Source organism: Luteimonas sp. A482 (assembly GCF_054072655.1).
Map to the genome: position 1 here is coordinate 62,045 of NZ_JBSVRO010000003.1, position 17,917 is coordinate 79,961.

14 protein-coding genes and 1 pseudogene are annotated in these 17,917 nt (G+C 70.6%); 7 read left to right on the top strand and 8 right to left on the bottom strand.

The features are described 5' to 3' along the window. The first annotated feature begins 267 nt into the window (after positions 1-267). The 3 genes from ACW5DW_RS11045 to ACW5DW_RS11055 all read left to right on the top strand — a co-directional run bounded on the left by ACW5DW_RS11045 (position 268) and on the right by ACW5DW_RS11055 (position 6,121). Positions 268-2,865 (top strand): glycoside hydrolase family 3 N-terminal domain-containing protein, encoded by a 2,598-nt coding sequence (locus tag ACW5DW_RS11045; protein WP_457018913.1) that lies wholly within the window; start codon positions 268-270, stop codon positions 2,863-2,865. A 184-nt stretch (positions 2,866-3,049) separates the two neighbouring features. Next, complete coding sequence (locus ACW5DW_RS11050; RefSeq protein ID WP_457018914.1) at positions 3,050-3,760, top strand: glutathione binding-like protein; 711 nt, start codon at positions 3,050-3,052, stop codon at positions 3,758-3,760. Between the two features lie 63 nt (positions 3,761-3,823). Then, a complete protein-coding gene (locus ACW5DW_RS11055) occupies positions 3,824-6,121 on the top strand; it encodes a DPP IV N-terminal domain-containing protein (RefSeq protein WP_457018915.1) in 2,298 nt (765 codons plus the stop codon). A gap of 259 nt (positions 6,122-6,380) precedes the next feature. On the opposite strand, the gene ACW5DW_RS11060 is transcribed toward ACW5DW_RS11055, so the two are convergent. After that, a complete protein-coding gene (locus ACW5DW_RS11060; RefSeq protein ID WP_457018916.1) occupies positions 6,381-7,070 on the bottom strand; it encodes a YdcF family protein in 690 nt (229 codons plus the stop codon). 111 nt (positions 7,071-7,181) lie between these two features. Between ACW5DW_RS11060 and ACW5DW_RS11065 the strand changes: the two genes are divergently transcribed. The 4 genes from ACW5DW_RS11065 to ACW5DW_RS11080 all read left to right on the top strand — a co-directional run bounded on the left by ACW5DW_RS11065 (position 7,182) and on the right by ACW5DW_RS11080 (position 11,700). Beyond that, the gene (locus tag ACW5DW_RS11065) at positions 7,182-8,384 is read left to right on the top strand and encodes a beta-ketoacyl-[acyl-carrier-protein] synthase family protein (protein ID WP_457018917.1); all 1,203 of its coding nucleotides are present in this window, start codon (positions 7,182-7,184) and stop codon (positions 8,382-8,384) included. Then, positions 8,381-9,160, top strand: a complete 780-nt coding sequence (locus ACW5DW_RS11070; RefSeq protein WP_457018918.1) for a beta-ketoacyl synthase chain length factor — start codon at positions 8,381-8,383, stop codon at positions 9,158-9,160. Before ACW5DW_RS11065 ends, ACW5DW_RS11070 begins: the two co-directional genes overlap by 4 nt. Next, entirely contained in the window at positions 9,153-9,956 is an 804-nt protein-coding gene (locus tag ACW5DW_RS11075) for a glycosyltransferase family 2 protein (RefSeq protein ID WP_457018919.1), read from the top strand. The genes ACW5DW_RS11070 and ACW5DW_RS11075 overlap by 8 nt, the downstream gene beginning before the upstream one ends. 67 nt (positions 9,957-10,023) lie before the next feature. Next, positions 10,024-11,700, top strand: coding sequence for an NAD(P)/FAD-dependent oxidoreductase (locus ACW5DW_RS11080; protein ID WP_457018920.1), 1,677 nt, complete (start codon positions 10,024-10,026; stop codon positions 11,698-11,700). A 13-nt stretch (positions 11,701-11,713) separates the two neighbouring features. Here ACW5DW_RS11080 and ACW5DW_RS11085 read toward each other — a convergent pair whose 3' ends face one another. The 7 genes and pseudogenes from ACW5DW_RS11085 to ACW5DW_RS11115 all read right to left on the bottom strand — a co-directional run bounded on the left by ACW5DW_RS11085 (position 11,714) and on the right by ACW5DW_RS11115 (position 17,915). Continuing rightward, the gene (locus ACW5DW_RS11085) at positions 11,714-12,178 is read right to left on the bottom strand and encodes a hypothetical protein (RefSeq protein WP_457018921.1); all 465 of its coding nucleotides are present in this window, start codon (positions 12,176-12,178) and stop codon (positions 11,714-11,716) included. A gap of 149 nt (positions 12,179-12,327) precedes the next feature. Next, entirely contained in the window at positions 12,328-13,047 is a 720-nt protein-coding gene (fabG, locus tag ACW5DW_RS11090) for a 3-oxoacyl-ACP reductase FabG (protein ID WP_457018922.1), read from the bottom strand. Positions 13,048-13,153: 106 nt separating this feature from the next. Continuing rightward, positions 13,154-13,606: a phosphotransferase gene (locus tag ACW5DW_RS11095; protein ID WP_457018923.1), complete on the bottom strand. Its 453-nt coding sequence runs from the start codon at positions 13,604-13,606 to the stop codon at positions 13,154-13,156. Between the two features lie 113 nt (positions 13,607-13,719). Further along, positions 13,720-16,029 (bottom strand): annotated as a pseudogene (locus tag ACW5DW_RS11100) (MMPL family transporter); the annotation flags it as partial. After that, positions 16,026-16,688 carry a LolA-related protein gene (locus tag ACW5DW_RS11105; RefSeq protein WP_457018924.1) on the bottom strand — a complete coding sequence of 221 codons (663 nt, stop codon included), beginning with the start codon at positions 16,686-16,688 and terminating at the stop codon, positions 16,026-16,028. The pseudogene ACW5DW_RS11100 and the gene ACW5DW_RS11105, both read right to left, overlap by 4 nt. Then, a complete protein-coding gene (locus ACW5DW_RS11110; protein ID WP_457018925.1) occupies positions 16,591-17,610 on the bottom strand; it encodes an LpxL/LpxP family acyltransferase in 1,020 nt (339 codons plus the stop codon). Before ACW5DW_RS11110 ends, ACW5DW_RS11105 begins: the two co-directional genes overlap by 98 nt. Then, the gene (locus tag ACW5DW_RS11115; protein WP_457019260.1) at positions 17,607-17,915 is read right to left on the bottom strand and encodes a hypothetical protein; all 309 of its coding nucleotides are present in this window, start codon (positions 17,913-17,915) and stop codon (positions 17,607-17,609) included. Before ACW5DW_RS11115 ends, ACW5DW_RS11110 begins: the two co-directional genes overlap by 4 nt. Positions 17,916-17,917 lie beyond the last annotated feature (2 nt).

Below are 17,917 nucleotides of genomic sequence, written 5' to 3' on the forward strand. Positions count from 1 at the left end.
GATCCCCTTCACAAAGCCAGCGGATTCTGCCAGACCCTCGCCGCTGGCGGCGGATTGTGCGCTCGTGTCCGGACGATCCCTGTCGCCAGTGCCCATTGATTTCCCCGGTCGCGCCCGCTTGTGCTGTGCAGCAAGCATCGTTGGCGCAGAGCGGGTATGGTGCGCGATCTGACAACGCTGTCATGTCGCGGCGCAGCATCGCGGGCGTGCAGCGCGGGACATCAGCCCGGATCAGATCCGCTTACGAAGCCCTGGGGACGTCCGCACATGAGTACACCTTGCACCTCCTTGTCCGTCGCACGTCTGGGCGCCGCCCTGGCCGCCGCGCTGCTGCTTGCCGCCTGCGGCGGCGAGCGCGCAGGCCAAGCCAATGCCGCCAACGCACAGCCGGCCGAAGCCTCCGCGGCGACGTCGGACGCAGGCGCGGTTGACGCGTCCAACTGGCCGCAGCCCGAATGGCCGTTCGCCGATGATCCGGCGCTGGAAAAGAAGGTCGACGACCTGCTGGCGACGATGACGGTCGAGGAAAAGGTCGGCCAGATCGTGCAGGGCGACATCGGCAGCATCACGCCGGACGACGTGCGCAAGTATCGGCTCGGATCGATCCTCGCCGGCGGCGGTTCGGATCCGGGCGGCAAGTACAACGCCAAGCCTAGTGAGTGGCTGGCGTTGGCCGACGCGTTCTGGGAAGCGTCGATGGACACCAGCGACGGCGGCAAGCCGATCCCGGTGATCTGGGGCATCGACGCGATGCACGGCCAGAGCAACATCGTCGGCGCGACGCTGTTCCCGCACAACATCGGCCTGGGCGCGACGCGCAACCCCGAGCTGCTGCGCGAGATCGCGCGCATCACCGCGATCGAGACGCGCACCACCGGCATGGAGTGGACCTTTGCGCCCACCGTGGCGGTGCCGCAGGACGACCGCTGGGGCCGCGCCTACGAAGGTTATTCGGAAGATCCGGCGCTGGTCGCCAGCTACGCCGGCGTGTTCGTCGAAGGCCTGCAGGGCAAGCCCGGCACGCCGGAGTTCCTCGACGACCATCACGTGATGAGTTCGGTCAAGCACTTCCTCGGCGACGGCGGCACCGCCAACGGCAAGGACCAGGGCGACACCGTCATCAGCGAGGCGAAGCTGCGCGACATCCACGCGGCCGGTTACGTGCCATCGATCGCGGCCGGCGCGCAGGCGGTGATGGCCTCGTTCAACAGCTTCCACGGCGAGAAGATGCACGGCCACAAGCCGCTGCTGACCGACGTGCTCAAGGAGCGCATGAACTTCGGCGGCTTCATCGTCGGCGACTGGAACGGCCACGGCCAGGTGCGCGGCTGCACCAACACCGACTGCGCGCAAACCTATATCGCCGGGCTCGACATGGCGATGGCGTCCGACAGCTGGAAGGGCATGTACGAATCCACCCTGCGCCACGTCAAGGACGGCACCCTGCCGATGGCGCGGCTGGACGATGCGGTGCGCCGCATCCTGCGGGTGAAGTTCCGCGCCAACCTGTTCGAGAAGCCGAAGCCTTCCGAGCGCGCGCTTGGCGGGAAGTTCGAACTGCTCGGCGCGCCCGACCACCGCGAGGTCGCACGACGTGCCGTGCGCGAATCGCTGGTGCTGCTCAAGAACCAGAACGGCATCCTGCCGCTGTCGCCCAAGGCCAGCGTGCTGGTCGCCGGCGACGGCGCCGACAACCTCGCCAAGCAGTCGGGCGGCTGGACGCTGACCTGGCAGGGCGACGGCACCACGCGCAAGGACTTCCCCAACTCCGATTCGATCTGGGACGGGCTGAAGGCGCAGATCGACGCGGCCGGCGGCCACGCCGAGTTCGTCGAGGACGGCGCTTACACCCGCAAGCCGGACGTGGCGGTGGTGGTGTTCGGCGAGGAGCCGTATGCCGAATTCCAGGGCGACCTGTCGAACCTGATGTTCAAGTCGGGCACGTCGGGCGACCTGGAGCTGATGCAGAAGCTCAAGGCCGACGGCATCCCGGTGGTCGCGGTGTTCCTGAGCGGACGCCCGCTGTGGCTCAACCGCGAGATCAATGCCGCCGATGCCTTCGTCGCCGCGTGGCTGCCGGGCTCGGAGGGCGCCGGCATCGCCGACGTCCTGCTGCAGGGCGCCGACGGCAAGCCGCAGCACGACTTCAAGGGCAAGCTCAGCTTCTCGTGGCCGCGCCGCGCCGATCAATACGACAACAACGTCGGCCAGGACGGCTACGACCCGCTGTTCGCCTTCGGCCACGGCCTGACCTACGCCGACAAGGGCGACCTGGCCGCGCTGCCGGAGGATCCGGGCATCGATCCGGACGCGGCATCGGCCAATACCTGGTTCGTGCGGGGCGCACCGACCACCGGACTGACCCTGCGCCTGGTGGGCGCCGACGGCGCCGCGATGGACGTGGTGCACCCGGCGGCGAAGACCGCGGACGGTTCGCTGGACATGACCGCGATCAACACCGAGGTGCAGGAAGGCGCGCGCCTGTTCGCCTGGACCGGCGAGGGCGTGATCCAGCTGCTGTCCTACCAGCCGGTGGACGTGTCGCGCGAGACCAACGGCGACGTGCCGGTGGTGCTGGAACTGCGCGTCGACGCATTGCCGGCCAAGCCCAACGCCACGCTGGCGGCCAGCTGCGGCGAGGGCTGCAGCGGCGAGGTGGCGATCGGCGACGCGCTGGCCAAGCTGCCGCGCGGTGAGTGGACGCGCCTGGCCGTGCCGCTGAAGTGCCTGCGCCAGGGTGGCGCCGATACCGCGAAGCTCGTCGTGCCGTTCGCGCTGCGCGCCGCCGCGGGCACCACGCTCGCGCTGACCGGCGTTTCGGTGAGCACCGAGTTCGACCATATCGTCGAGTGCCCGACGGGCTGAAGCTTCCTCCGCCGGGACGCGCCGATCGGTGATCGGCCGTCCCGGTCTTTTTGGGACAGAGTCCGTCGATGTCGTCAGGGGGCTCATCGGGACGCGGCTGACGCCGATCCCGCAGGAGTCCGGCGTGATCCGGCGCGAACATGACAGCGGATAGACTCGTCGGTCCTCCCGAGCGAGCACGCCGATGATCGACCTCCACTACTGGCCCACGCCGAACGGCCACAAGATCACCTTGCTGCTCGAGGAGCTGGCCGAAGCCGGCGCCGGCCTCGAGTACGCCATCCGCCCGGTCAACATCGGACAGGGCGACCAGTTCAAGCCGGACTTCCTCGAGATCTCGCCGAACAACAAGATGCCGGCGATCGTCGACCACGCGCCGGCAGACGGCGGCGCGCCGCTGAGCGTGTTCGAATCGGGCGCGATCCTGCTGTACCTGGCGGAGAAGACCGGGCGCTTCCTGCCGGCCGACCCGCGCGGACGCACGGCTGCGCTGGAATGGCTGTTCTGGCAGATGGGCGGCCTCGGCCCCATGACCGGGCAGTACGGCCACTTCCACGTCTACGCGCCCGAGTCGATCGACTACGCGAAGCAGCGTTATGCGAGCGAGGTCAAGCGCCTGCTTGGCGTGCTCGACCGGCGGCTCGAAGATTGCAGCTTCATCGCCGGCGACGAGTACAGCATTGCCGACATGGCCACATACCCGTGGATCGGCGTGTACGACAATGCGCCAATCGACCTGGCGCCGTATCCACAGCTGCAGCGCTGGCAGGCGGCGATCGCCGCGCGTCCGGCCACGCAGCGCGCGTATGCACTGGCCCGCGAGGTCAACCCCGATCTCGGCAAGCCGATGAGCGAGGAGCAGAAGAAGGTGCTGTTCGGGCAGTCCCCGCGCTGACCAACGCCAAACGCGCCCGTCGCGGCCTCCTACAATGGGGCCGATGTTCGCCGGATACCGCCCATGCGCCTCGCCGCCCTGCTCGCCATGACCCTGATCGCCGCCACGACCGCGCACGCCGCGGCCGACACCAGCCCGCGCAAGCTCAGCCTCGAGGCCATCACCGGCGACGCGCCGCTGTCCGGGCCGACGCTGATGAAGCCGCAGGTCGCGCCTGACGGCTCGCGCGTGACCTTCCTGCGCGGCACGGACCAGGACCGCAACCGGCTCGACCTGTGGGAATACGACGTCGCCAGCGGACAGACCCGGATGCTGGTCGATTCGCGGGTGGTGCTACCCGGCGAGGAAACGCTGAGCGACGAGGAGAAGGCCCGACGCGAGCGCCAGCGCATCGCCGGGCTGTCGGGCATCGTCGACTACCAGTGGGCGCCGGATTCGAAGCGGCTGCTGTTCCCGCTTGGCGGCGAGCTGTACCTGTACGACCTGGAGCGCAGCGGCGGCGCCGCGGTGCGCAAGCTGACCGATGGCGAAGGTTTCGCCACCGATCCGCGCATCTCGCCGGCCGGCGGCTACGTCAGCTTCGTGCGCGCGCGCGACCTGTGGGTGATCGACCTGCGCAACGGCAAGTCGCTGCGCCTGACGTCTGACGGCAGCGACACCATCGGCAACGGCGTGGCCGAGTTTGTCGCCGACGAGGAGATGGACCGCCACACCGGCTACTGGTGGGCGCCGGACGATTCGGCCATCGCCTTTGCCCGCATCGACGAGTCGCCGGTGCCGCTGGTGCGCCGCTACGAGATGTACGCCGATCGCACCGAGGTGGTCGAACAACGCTATCCGGCCGCCGGCGAGCACAACGTGCTGGTGCAGCTGGGCGTGATCGCGCCGAAGGCCGGTGCGAAGCCGCAGTGGATCGACCTCGGCAAAGAGCGCGACATCTACCTCGCGCGCGTGGACTGGCGTGACCCGCAGCGATTGACCTACCAGCGCCAGTCGCGCGACCAGAAGCGTCTGGACCTGGTCGAGACGGTGCTTGCCACCGGCGCCCAGCGCACGCTGGTCACCGAAACCTCGAAGACCTGGGTGCCGCTGCACAACAGCCTGCGCTTCCTGCCCGACGGCCGCTTCCTGTGGTCGTCCGAGCGGGACGGCCATGAGCACCTGTACCTCGCGTCCGAGGATGGCAGCCAACTTACCCAGCTGACCCGCGGCGACTGGCCGGTCGACGCGCTGCTGGCGGTGGACCAGGCGCGCGGGCTGGTCTACTTCAGTGCAGGCATGCGCACAGCGCGTGCCGGGCTGGCCAGCGATGCAGCGTTGCCCTCGCCAGTCGCTGCGCCGACCGAGCGCCACGTGCACGTGGTGCCGCTGGAAGGCGGGCCGATCGGCACGCTGTCGCGCGAATCGGGCCTGCACAACGCCAGCTTCGCGCGCAATGCCAGCGTCTATGTCGACAGCTGGTCGAACACGGCCACGCCGCCTCAGATCGAACTGTTCGGCGCCGACGGCGCGCGCATCGCCACGCTGCTGCCCAACGTACTGGATGATCCCGACCATCCCTACGCGCCCTATCGCGACGCGCATCGCCCCACCCGCTTCGGCACGCTGACCGCGGCCGACGGCAGCACCCCGCTGCACTACAGCCTGATCACCCCGCCCGGTTTCGATCCGGCGAAAAAGTATCCCGTCGTTGCCTACGTCTACGGCGGCCCCGCCGCGCAGACCGTGCTGGACAGCTGGCCCGGGCGCGCCGACGCGTTCTTCAACCAGTACCTGGCGCAGCGGGGTTACGTCGTGTTCTCGCTCGACAACCGCGGCACGCCGCGGCGCGGGCGCGACTTCGGCGGCGCGCTGTACGGGGTGCAGGGCACGGTCGAAGTCGACGACCAGCGCAAGGGCGTGGAGTGGCTGCGCGCCCAGCCCTGGGTCGACGGCGAACGCATCGGCGTGCACGGCTGGTCGAACGGCGGCTACATGACCCTGATGCTGCTCGGGCGCGCGCCGGGCGACTACGCCTGCGGCGTGGCCGGGGCGCCGGTCACCGACTGGGCGCTGTACGACACCCACTACACCGAGCGCTACATGGACCTGCCCGACGCCAACCCAGACGGCTACGCGGCCGCACGCGTGCTTGCGCATTCGGCCGGCATCCGCCCGGGCGCGCTGCTGCTGGTGCACGGCATGGCCGACGACAACGTGCTGTTCGGCAACTCGACCGCGCTGATGAGCGACCTGCAGTCGCGCGGCACGCCGTTCGAACTGATGACCTATCCCGGCGCCAAGCACGGCCTGCGCGGCCAGGATGCGCTGCACCGCTACCGGCTTGCCGAATCCTTCCTCGGCCGCTGCCTGCGACCGTAGGCGAGGCCGGGGATGCAGCCGGGTGCGCATCCAGTGACGCGCAGGCGGATGCGCGGCGATGTGGGACGCCGATCGCGGCTGAAGCCGCTCCTACAGTGTGTTGCATGCGCTGATGCGCGGCTGAGGCCGCTCGTGTAGGAGCGGCTTCAGCCGCGATGGCCGGCAGCCATCCCGATCTTCCAGCGCCAGAGCGCCTCGACCCGGCGCTCCGGGGCAAGCGATGCAACCGAAAAGCCGCGCCCACCCACGCCCGGGCAGCTCAGCTCAACCTCGCCAGCATGCGCTGGTGGCCGATCAGCCGCGCCCAGCGCGTGGCCAGGTCCATCCAGCACACGTAGGCCGCCTCGCCGGCCAGGCGCCACAGCTCCGACGGTCGCCATGTGAACGTGGGCTCGGCCGCACACAGTTCCCAGCGCATGCCCAGTTGCCCGGCCAGCAGCGCACAGCGCGCCAGGTGGTAGCGGCTGCTGAGCAGGGTCACCGTCTCCGCCGCTGCGTCCACCTGCCACAGCGCGCGCGCGTTGCGCAGGTTCTGCAGGGTGTCGCGCGAACGATCTTCCAGCACCAGCGGCGCGTCGGCGGGCACCCCCAGTTCAAGCAGGCGCGCATGCGCCAGCGCGGCTTCGCTGGGCGCGCCGGCCGGCCCCCCGCCCAGCAGCATCATGCTGCGCGGCGGACGCTGCCGCCACAGCGTGGCGGCACGCTGCAGACGCGCCTGGAAGTCCGGGTCGGGGCGGCCGCGTGGCGCATGCTTGCCGAACAGCAGCACGGTCTGGCCGCGCACCGGTTCGCAGGGCGCGCTGCGCGCGATGCGGACCACGTGCACGAGGTAGCCCACGTAGACCACGCCCAGGCTGGCCGCGCATGCGAGCGCAGCCACCGCAAGCGAGTGCAGCGCGTCGCGATCGGTCAGCAGGGCCAGCCTATGGGCAAGGCGAGTGCGGGGCATCCGCAGCGTCCGTGATCGGTGGAAACTGAAGTCTATCCTCACCGCGCGCTGGCTATACTTTGGCGCCTTTCGCCAGGACACGCCGTGCCCGCAACGCTCCTGCCCCGTCCCATGCCGCCCATCGCCATCCGCGCATTCAGCGCGACCACGGCCCTGGGCCGCGGCGTGGCGGCGCAGTCGGCGGCACTGCAGGCGCGTCGCGGCGGGCTGCGTCGCAACGATTTCGGCCCCGATCCGCTGCCCACGTGGATCGGACGCGTGGACGGGATCGAGGATGCGCCGCTTCCGGCATCGCTCGCCGGCTGGGAGTGCCGCAACAATCGCCTGGCGTGGCTGTCGCTGCAGGCCGATGGGCTATTGCCCGCGCTGGAAGGGCTGGTTGCACGCCATGGCGCGGAGCGCGTCGCGCTGGTGGTCGGTACTTCGACCTCGAGCATCGGCGCCAGCGAGGAGGGCTACGCGCGCGCGCAGGTCGACGCGGACGGCAACGCCTGTTTTCCCGAAGACCTGCAGCGCCCGATCGTGCACACGCCGCATTCGCTGGGCGATTTCGTGCAGCACGCCACCGGCCTGCGCGGCCCCTGCGTGACCGTGGCCACGGCCTGTTCGTCCAGCGCCAAGGTGTTCGCGCAGGCCGCGCGCCTGATCCATGCCGGCGTGGTCGACGCGGCCCTGGTCGGCGGCGTCGATACGCTGTGCGGCAGCGTTCTGTTCGGCTTCAACGCGCTCGGGCTGGTGTCGGCGCAGCCATGTCGACCGTTCGACGCGGCGCGCGATGGCCTGTCGCTGGGCGAGGCCGGCGGCTTCGCCCTGCTCGAGCGCGCGGCGCCCGGCGATGGCGGCCTGCAGTTGCGCGGCTATGGCGAATCCAGCGACGCCCACCACATGTCGGCGCCGCATCCCGAAGGCCTCGGCGCCACGCTGGCGATGCGCGATGCACTGGCGCGGGCCGGCATCGAAGCCGGTGAGGTCGGCTACCTCAACCTGCACGGCACATCGACCCCAGCGAACGATGCGATCGAAGCAGGCGCGGTGGCTGCGCTGTTTCCGGAGTCGCTGCACGCCAGCTCCAGCAAGGGCTGGACCGGGCATACGCTGGGCGCGGCGGGCATCGTCGAATCGGTGTTCGCGCTGATCGCCCTGCGCGACGGCCTGCTGCCGGGCACGCTCAACAGCGATACGCCCGATCCGGAGTGCGGTCCGCAGATCCGTTTCGACAATACGCAGCGCGACATCGATTACGCGATGAACAATTCCTTCGGCTTCGGCGGCAACAACTGCTCGCTGGTGTTCGGCCGTGGAACCGCGGCATGAGCGCGCTCACCGCGCGCATCGCCGGGATCGGCTACTGGAGTGAGGGCCTGCCGGACTGGGTCGCCGCACGCGCGTTTGCATCGTCCGGCGCACTGCCCGCCGAGGCGGTTGCGAAACCCGCGCCGCAGCTGCTGGCGCCCAACGAACGCCGCCGCGCGCCGCCCTCGGTGCTGGTCGCGCTCGAGGTTGCGCTCGCCGCCTGCCGCGATGCCGGCATCGCGCCCGACACGATGCCGTCGGTGTTCACCTCGACCCACGGCGACCTGGGCATCACCGACTACATGTGCGCCACGCTGGCGCAGGCGCCCACCGAACTCTCGCCAACAAAGTTCCACAACTCCGTGCACAACGCTGCCGCGGGCTACTGGACCATCGGTGCCGGCTGCATGCACACGGCTACCGCGATCAGCGCGCACCGGGCCAGCTTCGCCCAGGGCCTGGTCGAGGCGATGGTGCAGCTGGCCACCGATGGCGATGCGGTGCTGCTGGTGGGCTACGACACCAGCGCCAGCGGCCTGCTGGGTACGGTGACCCGCAGCGAGGGCCTGCTTGGCGCGGCGCTGGTGCTGGTGCGCGACGGCAGCGGCCCGCGCCTGTCGGCCCGCTTCGATGACGGCGACGCGGCCGGCGGCACCGGGCCGCTGTCCATGCGCATGCCGGGCAACGCGATGGCGCCGATGCTGCCGCTGTTCGACGCGCTGGCCGCGGGTGACACCGCCGTGGCCCTGCACGCCGGCCCGCATCGTCGCCTGCTGCTGGACATCGCGCATGCCTGAGCAGCCGCTTCTGCATCGCGGCAATGTCGCGGTGGTGATCCCGGCGCTCAACGAGGCGCTGCGCATTGCCGACGTCGTCGCTGGTGCGCTGGCGCAGTCCGACCTGGTGATCGTGGTCGACGACGGCTCGGACGACGACACCGCCGCGATCGTGGGCGCCACGCCGGCGGTGCTGCTGCGCCATCCGCAGCGCATGGGCAAGGGTCGTGCGCTGCGCGACGGCTTCGCCGAGGCCCTGCATCGCGGCATGGCCGCGGTGGTGACCATGGATGGCGACGGCCAGCACGACGCACGCGACATCCCGCGCCTGGTCGCGGCGGCCAACGCGCACCCGCGCAACATCGTCAACGGCGCGCGCCTGCGCAAGCGCAGCAGCCAGCCCTGGTACCGCCGCCTCGGCAACGATTTCGGCGACTGGGGCATTGCCTGGGGCTGCGGCTTCCGCCTGCTCGACAGCCAGAGCGGCCAGCGCCTGTATCCCGCGCCCGTGCTTGCATTGCGCGACGTGCCCGGCGAGGGCTTCGTGTTCGAGGCGCAGATCCTGATTTCGGCCGCGCGCGAACTCGGCTTTGGCGTGGTGTCGGTGCCGGTGGAAACGCGCTATGCGGTGGCTGGCGGCAGCGAACAATTCCGCAGCAGCCACTTCCGCCTGTTCCGTGACCTGTCGCGCATCACCACGCATGTCCTCGGCCAGGTCCTTGGCCACGGCCAGCTGCTGCGCGCCTACCGGGGCACGCGCAGCCGCGCGCCGGTGATCTTCGATCCGGACGCCGCCGGCGATACCCGCCAACCGTGAACAGGACGCGCGCCAGCTGCTGCTAGGCTCCGCCTGCCCTCCCCTTTCCCAGAGACGATACGGCCCGATGCCCCAGTCCAGCGCAGCCACAAGCCCCGATACCGACGTCGACATCCTCATCCTCGGCGGCGGCCTGGCCGGCCTGACCCTGGCGATGCAGCTGCGCCTGCAGCAGCCCGAACGCACGGTGACGGTGCTCGAGCGGCGCGCGCATCCGGTGCGCGAAGCCGCGCACAAGGTCGGCGAATCCACGGTCGAGGTCGGCGCGCACTATTTCGCCGAGGTGCTGGGCCTGCGCGAACACATGGAGAGCCAGCAGGTCCGCAAGTACGGGCTGCGCTACTTCTTCAGCGATCGCATGGAGCAGGTGCAGGACTGCAACGAGATGGGCGTGAGCCAGCTGCTGCCCACGCCCTCGTGGCAGCTCGACCGCGGCCGCTTCGAGAACCACCTGGGCGATCGCGCACGTGAGCTCGGCGCGGACTTCCGCCACGGCGCGGTGGTACGCGGCATCGAACTGTCCGACGACGGTGGCGTGCATACGGTCAGCTTCGAACACGAAGGCGCCAGCCACGTGCTGCGCGCACGCTGGGTGGTGGATGCCGCCGGCCGCGCCGGCCTGATCAAGCGCAAGCTCGGGTTGGCACAGGCCAACGACCACGACGTCAACGCGGTGTGGTGGCGCGTGGACGGTCATATCGACCTCGATGCGTGGTCAGGCGAGGGCAACTGGCCGACGCGCTTCCTGCCCGCCGAGCGCTGGAAGTCGACCAATCACATGTGCGGTCCCGGTTACTGGTTCTGGCTGATCCCGCTGGCCTCGGACTCGCACTCGCTGGGCATCGTCTGCGACGCGAAGATGCATCCGCTGGACACGATGAATACCCACGACAAGGCGATGGACTGGGTGCGCCGCCACCAGCCGCGCGCGGCGCGCGCGCTGGAGCAGCCGCAGCACCGGCTGCAGGACTTCCTGTTCCTGCGCCACTTCTCGTACGGCTGCAAGCAGGTGTATTCCGGCCAGCGCTGGGCGCTGACTGGCGAGGCCGGCGTGTTCCTGGACCCGTTCTACTCGCCGGGCAGCGACTTCATCGCGATCAGCAACACCTATGTCGCCGAACTGGTGCGGCTGGATTTCGCCGGCGAGCCGGTCGGGCCCTATGCCGACATCTTCCAGCAGCTGTACTTCTCGTTCTACGAGAACACGCTGACGCTCTACCAGGACCAGTACCCGATCTTCGGCCATCCGGTGGTGATGCCGATCAAGGTGCTGTGGGACTACGCCTACTACTGGTCGCTGCTGGCGCCGCTGTTCTTCAGCGGCCGCCAGGCGAAGCTGTCGGTGTTGTCGAAGCTGCGGCCGCACTTCGACGCCGGGCGCCAGCTCAACCTCGGCATGCAGGCGCTGATGCGCGACTGGGGGCTGCGCGACGCGGCGCCTGCGCTCGATGGCGCGCGCGCCTACGACCAGCACGCGGTGGACTGGTGCCGACGCATGAACGGCGCGCTCACCGACGTGGTCGACGACGAGGCCTACCTTGCACGCACCCGCGATGACATCGCCGGCATGCGCCAGCTGGCGGCGGAGGTGCTGGCGCTGGCGCGTGCGGCCTTCCCCGATATCGACAGCCACGGGCTCGATGCGCTGCTCGCGAACCATGATGCGGACGCGTGCGAACCCATGCTTCCTGCGCAGTGGTTCGCGCCGGTGACCGCGCAGACGCCCGGGATCGCGATCGCCTGAGCGGCATCCGCCATCAGGGCGTGGCGGGCTCCAACGGCGGCGGATTCGCGACCCAGACCGCGATGCCGCTGGCATAGGTCTGGGTGGGCGAGATGTTCACGCCCACGCCCACGCCCACGCTCGATGCGCTGCGTCCGCCGAACCTGCCGACGCCGCCACCGACGCTGACCGCAGTGTTGTCCGGGCCCTGGCCGGTGCCCTGCAGCAGCACCCCGTTGGCACCGAGGCGCGCGGCCTCCTTGCGCAGGTTGCGGATGACGGCGTTGGACTTGTTCGTGGAGCCATAGGTGAACGCACCGCTGCCCACGTCCAGGCGCGCGATCTCTTCATAGCCACCCGGCGGCGGCCCGTAATAGATGCGTACCTGCGACGGGTCGATGGCGGGACGCGGCGTGCCGGTCAGGACGTGCGAGCTGGCGCAGGCGGCGAGCAGCGCGACGACGGCGCAGAGCAGGACAAGTGCGGCGGGACGGGCCATGGTGGCGATTCCGGAAGGACCGCGGCAAGTGTCCGCCGAGCGGCGTGAACGCAACGCGACCCATGTGCCGACGTACTCGGATCTGGCCGATTCGGCAGACGGCGCCGCGAAGCGCGGCCGCGTCATCAAACCCGCGCCTGCCGGCGGCGTCAACTCATGCCGCCGTCGATGCCGATCACCTGGCCGTTGATGTAGCCGGCCTCGTCCGAGCACAGGAAGGCCACCAGCGCAGCGACCTCATCCGGCGTGCCGGCGCGTGCGGCCGGCACCATCTGCCGGATCGTGGCCGGATCGAACGCGGCCTCGCTCATGCGTCCGGCGACCACGCCTGGCGCCACCACGTTGGCGGTGATGCCGCGCGAGCCCATCTCGCGCGCCAGCGATTTGCTCGCACCGTGCAGCGCCGCCTTGGCCGCGGCGTAGTTGGCCTGGCCGCGGTTGCCCAGCACCGCCGCCACGCTCGACATGCTCACGATCCGGCCCCAGCGCGTGCGTGCCATCGGCAGCAGCAGCGGCTGGGTGACGTGGAAGAAGCCGTGCAGCGACACGTCGATCACGCGCTTCCACTGCAGGTCCGACATCCCCGCCATCGGCGCATCGTCATGGATGCCGGCGTTGTTGACGACGATCTGGATGGGACCGGCCTCGAGCAGCGCCTCGACCGCGGCGCGTGCCGCGTCGCCGTCGGCCACGTCGAATGCAATGGCCTCGGCGCTGCCGCCGGCCGCGATGATGTCGTCGGCCACCGCCTGCGCACGCGTGCGGTTGCTGTTCGCATGCACGATGACGTGCATGCCTGCCGCGGCAAGCCGCGCGCAGATCGCACCGCCAAGATCGCCGCTGCCGCCGGTGACGAGTGCCCGTTTCATCGCGTGTCCCGTGGTGTGGATGGTCGATTATGCGGGGTTCGTGCGCGCGGCACGCGTCATCCGCTTCGCGCAACATGTCTGGGCCTGCGCGGCGACAGCCTCGAACTCAGAGTCCGCCACCCTCATCGGGCGCACCCAGCATCACCGTTGCACGTCCTTCCGCAAGCAGCTGTTCCTGGTGCAGGATGCGGAAGGCGTACAGCTGGCTGGCCTCGCTTGCAGCGAGCTGTTGCGCCTCGCATTCCAGCGCGCCGGGAAGCTCGTCGATGCGACCCACGTGCAGGACGACATCACGCAGCGCAACCAGCATTCCGGGCCTGGGCACGGTGCCAGGCGCCTGCGCCAACAGCCCGCCGTGCACCGCCATCGCCTGGGCGCCGTATTCGCACAGGTGCAGCGCGCGCAGCTGGCCTTCGCTGCGCAGCGGGTGTGCCGGATCACGATGACCGCTGGAGCGCAGCACGATGCGCTGCGCATCCCATTCCAGCACTTCGTCCCACAGGCACATGGCGTGCTTGTGCGGGATGAGCGCTTCGATGGCGGCGCGCGACAGCGTCATGCGCGGGTTCCGGGCATGCCTGGAGCCGACTGCGGTGCGTTTGCATGCGCGTCGGCAGATATCTCCGTGGACACACCCTGTACTGCCGCGGCACCACCTGCCCCACCACCGCCCGGAGCGCGTGACACCAGCAGCGACAGCACGAAATTGAACAGCACGCCCAGCGCGACCGTGCTGCCGATCGCGCGCAGCACCGGGATGCTCGACAGTGCCAGCAGGCTGAACACCAGCATGGTCATCAGGCTGCACACGATGACCGCGTGCAGGGTGCGCAGCTGGTCTTCGCGCGAATCGCCGGCGTGCTCGAAGAACAGCGCGTAGTCCAGGCCCAGGCCCGCGGCCAGGATCAGCGAGATCAGGTGGAACAGGGTCAGCTCGACGCCGATCGCGCGCAGCAGCGCCAGCACCAGCAGGGTGGTCAGCGCCATCGGCAGCAGCACGCGCAGGGTCCGGCGCGGACTGCGCAGCGCGATCCACACCGTGGCCACCAGCAGCAGCGCCGCCAGCGCCAGCGCGCCGAGGATGCGCGCGCGGTAGTCGGCCACCAGCGACTCCGACGCCTGCTTCATGTCGAGCAGGCGCGCGCCGTTGGCTGCGGCCACGCGCGCAACGGCCTCCACGTCGTGCAGTCCGCTGAGCGAGACCAGTGCGGTCGCGCGATCCTCGCCTCCCACCAGCAGGCCCTCGACCGTCGAGGCCAGCGGCGTGCCGTCGAGATCGCCCGGCTGCAGTGGCGGCGCGGCGCGCGCGGTGGCGACGTCGGCGAGGAAGTCCTCGAAGGCATCGCTGCGGAACGGCGAGTCCACCAGTGCGGCATCGAGCGAGCCGCGCAGCACCGCGGGCGACGGCAGCGCCTGCTGGCGCGCGTGCTGTGTCGCGACGCTGGGCAGGTAGCGCGCGGCCATGTCGTATGCATCGAGCGCGCCGGCTTCGACCAGGGCATCGAGCGCCGGCCGCAGCCGCTCGCTGGCCTGCAGCGCGGCCTGCGCGTCGCCTGCCTGCACTGTCAGCACGTAGCGCACGTCCGGCGCGCCGAGCTCATCGCGCAACTGCGCGTCGCGCTCCAGCAGCGGCGCGGGCACCGGCGTCAGTTTCGCCAGGTCGTTCTGCCAGAACGCGCCCGGCCGCCAGGCGATCACCGCCAGCGCCAGCAGCGCGATCACCAGCAGCGACCAGCGCGGCCGCGGCAGTCGTTCGATTCCATGCCACAGCGCCTGCAGCCGCGCCGATCCGGCAACGTCGCGCTGCTCGGGATCGATCAGCCCGGGCAGCACGAAGCGCGTGCACAGCGCCGCGGTGGCCATCGCGACGATGGTGAACACCGCCAGCTGGCGCAGCCCGTCGACGCCGGAGAACAGGAAGGTGAGATAGGCGATGCAGGTCGCCGCCACGCCGGTGGCCAGGGTCGGCCACAGCGCGCGCACGCTGCGCCACGGCGACAGCCCGGCGCGCTGCTGGCTGAAGAAGTGGATCGGGTAGTCCTGCACCACGCCGATCAGGGTGAAGCCGAAGGCGATGGTGATGCCGTGCACGCGATCGCCGAACAGCAGCACCAGCGAGGCCATTCCGGCGAGCCCGGCGCTGGCCAGCGGCAGCGCGCCGAGCAGCGGGATCTTCCAGCTGCGGTAGGCGATCAACAGCAGCAGCACCAGGCCGATGCTGTCGATGGCGCCGATCCAGCCGGCCTCGCGCGCGGTGCGCGTGCCGATCTCGTCGGCGAACGCGCCGGGGCCACTGAGCTCGACCGTGCCGCCGCCTTCGCCGCGCGCTTCAGCATGGGCGGCGTGGATCGCTTCGACCGCCTCGCGCTGGCCGTCCGGATCGAAGCCGGCCGCGCGCGTTTCCAGCAGCAGCAGCGCCTGCGCGCCGGCGCGGTCGAACCACACCTCGTGCAGGGTCTGCGGCGCGCGCGCCGGCAGCCAGGCCTCGGCCAGGCGCAGCGTTTCCAGGGTGGGATCGGACGGCAGCAGCGGCTCGATCAGCTCGCCCGCGGGCGAGCCCAGGTCCTGCACGCGCTGCTCGATCTCCGCGCGCAGGAAGTCAGCATCCAGCGCCTGCGCATCGAGCGTCGGCGAGAGCAGGTAGCGGTACGGGCGCAAGCCTTCGGGTATGGCGTCGAGGCCGCCGCCGGCGCCGTTGGCGACGAAGCCGAAGCGCGCATCGCCCGCCAGCGTCGCGGCCATGGCCTGCGATTGCGCTGCGAGCTCTTCCGCATCCGCGTTTGCAAGCGCGACCAGCAGCAGGCGCGATCCCGGGCCTTCGCCCAGCTCGTCGATCAGCAGCGTCTGCTCGGGCGTGCGCGGATCAGGCAGGAAGCGGCGCAGGTCGCCGCTGAACGACAGCGTCTGCGACAGCCACGCGCCCACGGCGAGCAGCAGCACCATCCAGCCCAGCGCACAGGCCAGGCGCGCGCGGGCACTCATCCGGCGTCGTGGTCGCCGCGGCACAGGGCCGCGATGTCGGCGTCGTCGCCTGCGCGCAGCGCTGCCTGCGCGGCGCCTGCCATCAGCGTGCGCTGGGCCGGCCCCTTGGCCGGCGTGGTCTCGATGCAGCGCAGTTCGTCGTCGCCGCCGTGCAGGACGATATCCTGCAGCCGCTGCGCGAGCTTTGCATCACGCGGCAGCAGGCGCAGCGACCAGCGCGCGGCCGTGCCCTGCACGTCGACCGTGTAGTGCGCGCGCAACGCCTCGACATCGCCCGACAGCAGCGCACCGAAGCTGGTCTGCAGCGCCGCCAGCTCGGGCGCGCGCGACAGCGCGAAGCGGCGCTCGGGCTTGCCGGCGCGCGCGAGGATGGCGTGGCCGTCGCGGATGGTGGTGGTCTCGCTGTAGGGCGCGCGCACTTCGCGCACCAGGGTGGCGGCATCCGGGCGCCGGTATTCGCCCGACAGGCGCAGCGGCGCCTTCAGCATCGGTGATTCGCGCACCTCGACGAAAGCCGTGGCGGCCGGCACCGGGCGCGCAAGTCCGCGCAGGATCGCCGCGCTATCCGGGCCTGCCTGCGCCCACGCCAGCGGCGTGGTCGCCAGCAGGCACAGGCAGGCCGCCAGCCGTCGCGTCCGGCTGGGTGGGGTCCTGCGCAATCCCGCTTGGCGGTTGCTCTTGTTCATCGACATGCCAGAAATCGTAGAAGTTGAACCAGTTGTAGGGCGCTTGCCGGGCGTGATATTCCAGCCTGGCCGCGTAACCTTCGATGAGCGCGGCCAGCGCCTCGTCGCGACGCCCGCGCGGCAGGTCGATGCCGTCACTGCAGGGTTCGAACGCCAGCGTGTAGCGGTTGCCGCCACGATACAGGCCAAAGCCCAGCACCACCGGCAGCCGCAGCACCGCCGCCATCTGCCACGGCGCCAGCGGGAACCGCGCCGGCGCGCCGAAGAACGGCACCTGCACCGCGCGCTGCCCCGGCAAGGTGCGATCGACCAGCAGCGCCACCAGCGCGCCCTCGCTCGCCGCCTGCTGGATCTGCAGCATCAGCGCCGGGCCGGGCTGGCCGGCGTCGATCACGCCGGCGGCGATTTCCGGCGCCAGCGCGTCGAGCATCTGGGTGATGGCCTGGCTGTGCGCCTTGTCCAGCACCACCCGCAGCTTCAGACCGGGGCGCTGGCGCGAGAGCGCGCGCATGACCTCGAAGCTGCCCAGGTGCGAACCGAACAGCAGCACGCCGCGGCCCTCGTCGACCTTGCTCGACAGCGCCTCCAGCCCGGTCACGTTGATGCGGAACCGGCTTTCCTTGCCGTCGAGCAGGAACAATCGGTCGAGCGTGGCCGATGCGAAGCTGTGCACGTGGCGGGCGCAGTCGCGCAGCCGCGCCGGCCGGCCCAGGGCGCGGTCGAGGAAGGCGATCGAAGCGCGCCGCTCCGGCCCGCGCCGCAGCAGGAAGTACAGGCTCACCGGGTACAGCAGCAGGCGCGCCAGCGGACGTCCGCCGTGGCGGCCCACCGCGCGCATCACCCACACCGCCAGGCGTCCACCGCCTTCGGGCCGTTGCTTCCAGTCCACGCTCATGGCTGCGGTCGCGCGCCCCCTGCGCCGACGTCTCCACTGGCGATTGTCGCCTGCGCGCGCAGCACGCGGAACCGCCAGCGCGCATCCGGCAATGGCGCCAGCTGCTCGAGTTCGATCCGCGCGCGCTCGCCGGGCAACAGCGGCTGCAGGAACTTCACCCGCGGCAGCCGCAGCGACGGCAGCGGGCCATGCATGGCTTCGATCGCGGCCACGACCCGGTCCAGCACCACCACGCCCGGCACCACCGGCCGGCCGGGAAAGTGGCCCGGCAGGCACGGATGCACGGGCTCGATCACGAACTCCAGCA

Bases quoted from the DNA above. Each gene is read 5' to 3' on its own strand.
- ACW5DW_RS11045 (WP_457018913.1), top strand. From the start codon at position 268: ATGAGTACACCTTGCACCTCCTTGTCCGTCGCACGTCTGGGCGCCGCC.
- ACW5DW_RS11050 (WP_457018914.1), top strand. From the start codon at position 3,050: ATGATCGACCTCCACTACTGGCCCACGCCGAACGGCCACAAGATCACC.
- ACW5DW_RS11055 (WP_457018915.1), top strand. From the start codon at position 3,824: ATGCGCCTCGCCGCCCTGCTCGCCATGACCCTGATCGCCGCCACGACC.
- ACW5DW_RS11060 (WP_457018916.1), bottom strand. From the start codon at position 7,070: ATGCCCCGCACTCGCCTTGCCCATAGGCTGGCCCTGCTGACCGATCGC.
- ACW5DW_RS11065 (WP_457018917.1), top strand. From the start codon at position 7,182: ATGCCGCCCATCGCCATCCGCGCATTCAGCGCGACCACGGCCCTGGGC.
- ACW5DW_RS11070 (WP_457018918.1), top strand. From the start codon at position 8,381: ATGAGCGCGCTCACCGCGCGCATCGCCGGGATCGGCTACTGGAGTGAG.
- ACW5DW_RS11075 (WP_457018919.1), top strand. From the start codon at position 9,153: ATGCCTGAGCAGCCGCTTCTGCATCGCGGCAATGTCGCGGTGGTGATC.
- ACW5DW_RS11080 (WP_457018920.1), top strand. From the start codon at position 10,024: ATGCCCCAGTCCAGCGCAGCCACAAGCCCCGATACCGACGTCGACATC.
- ACW5DW_RS11085 (WP_457018921.1), bottom strand. From the start codon at position 12,178: ATGGCCCGTCCCGCCGCACTTGTCCTGCTCTGCGCCGTCGTCGCGCTG.
- fabG (WP_457018922.1), bottom strand. From the start codon at position 13,047: ATGAAACGGGCACTCGTCACCGGCGGCAGCGGCGATCTTGGCGGTGCG.
- ACW5DW_RS11095 (WP_457018923.1), bottom strand. From the start codon at position 13,606: ATGACGCTGTCGCGCGCCGCCATCGAAGCGCTCATCCCGCACAAGCAC.
- ACW5DW_RS11110 (WP_457018925.1), bottom strand. From the start codon at position 17,610: ATGAGCGTGGACTGGAAGCAACGGCCCGAAGGCGGTGGACGCCTGGCG.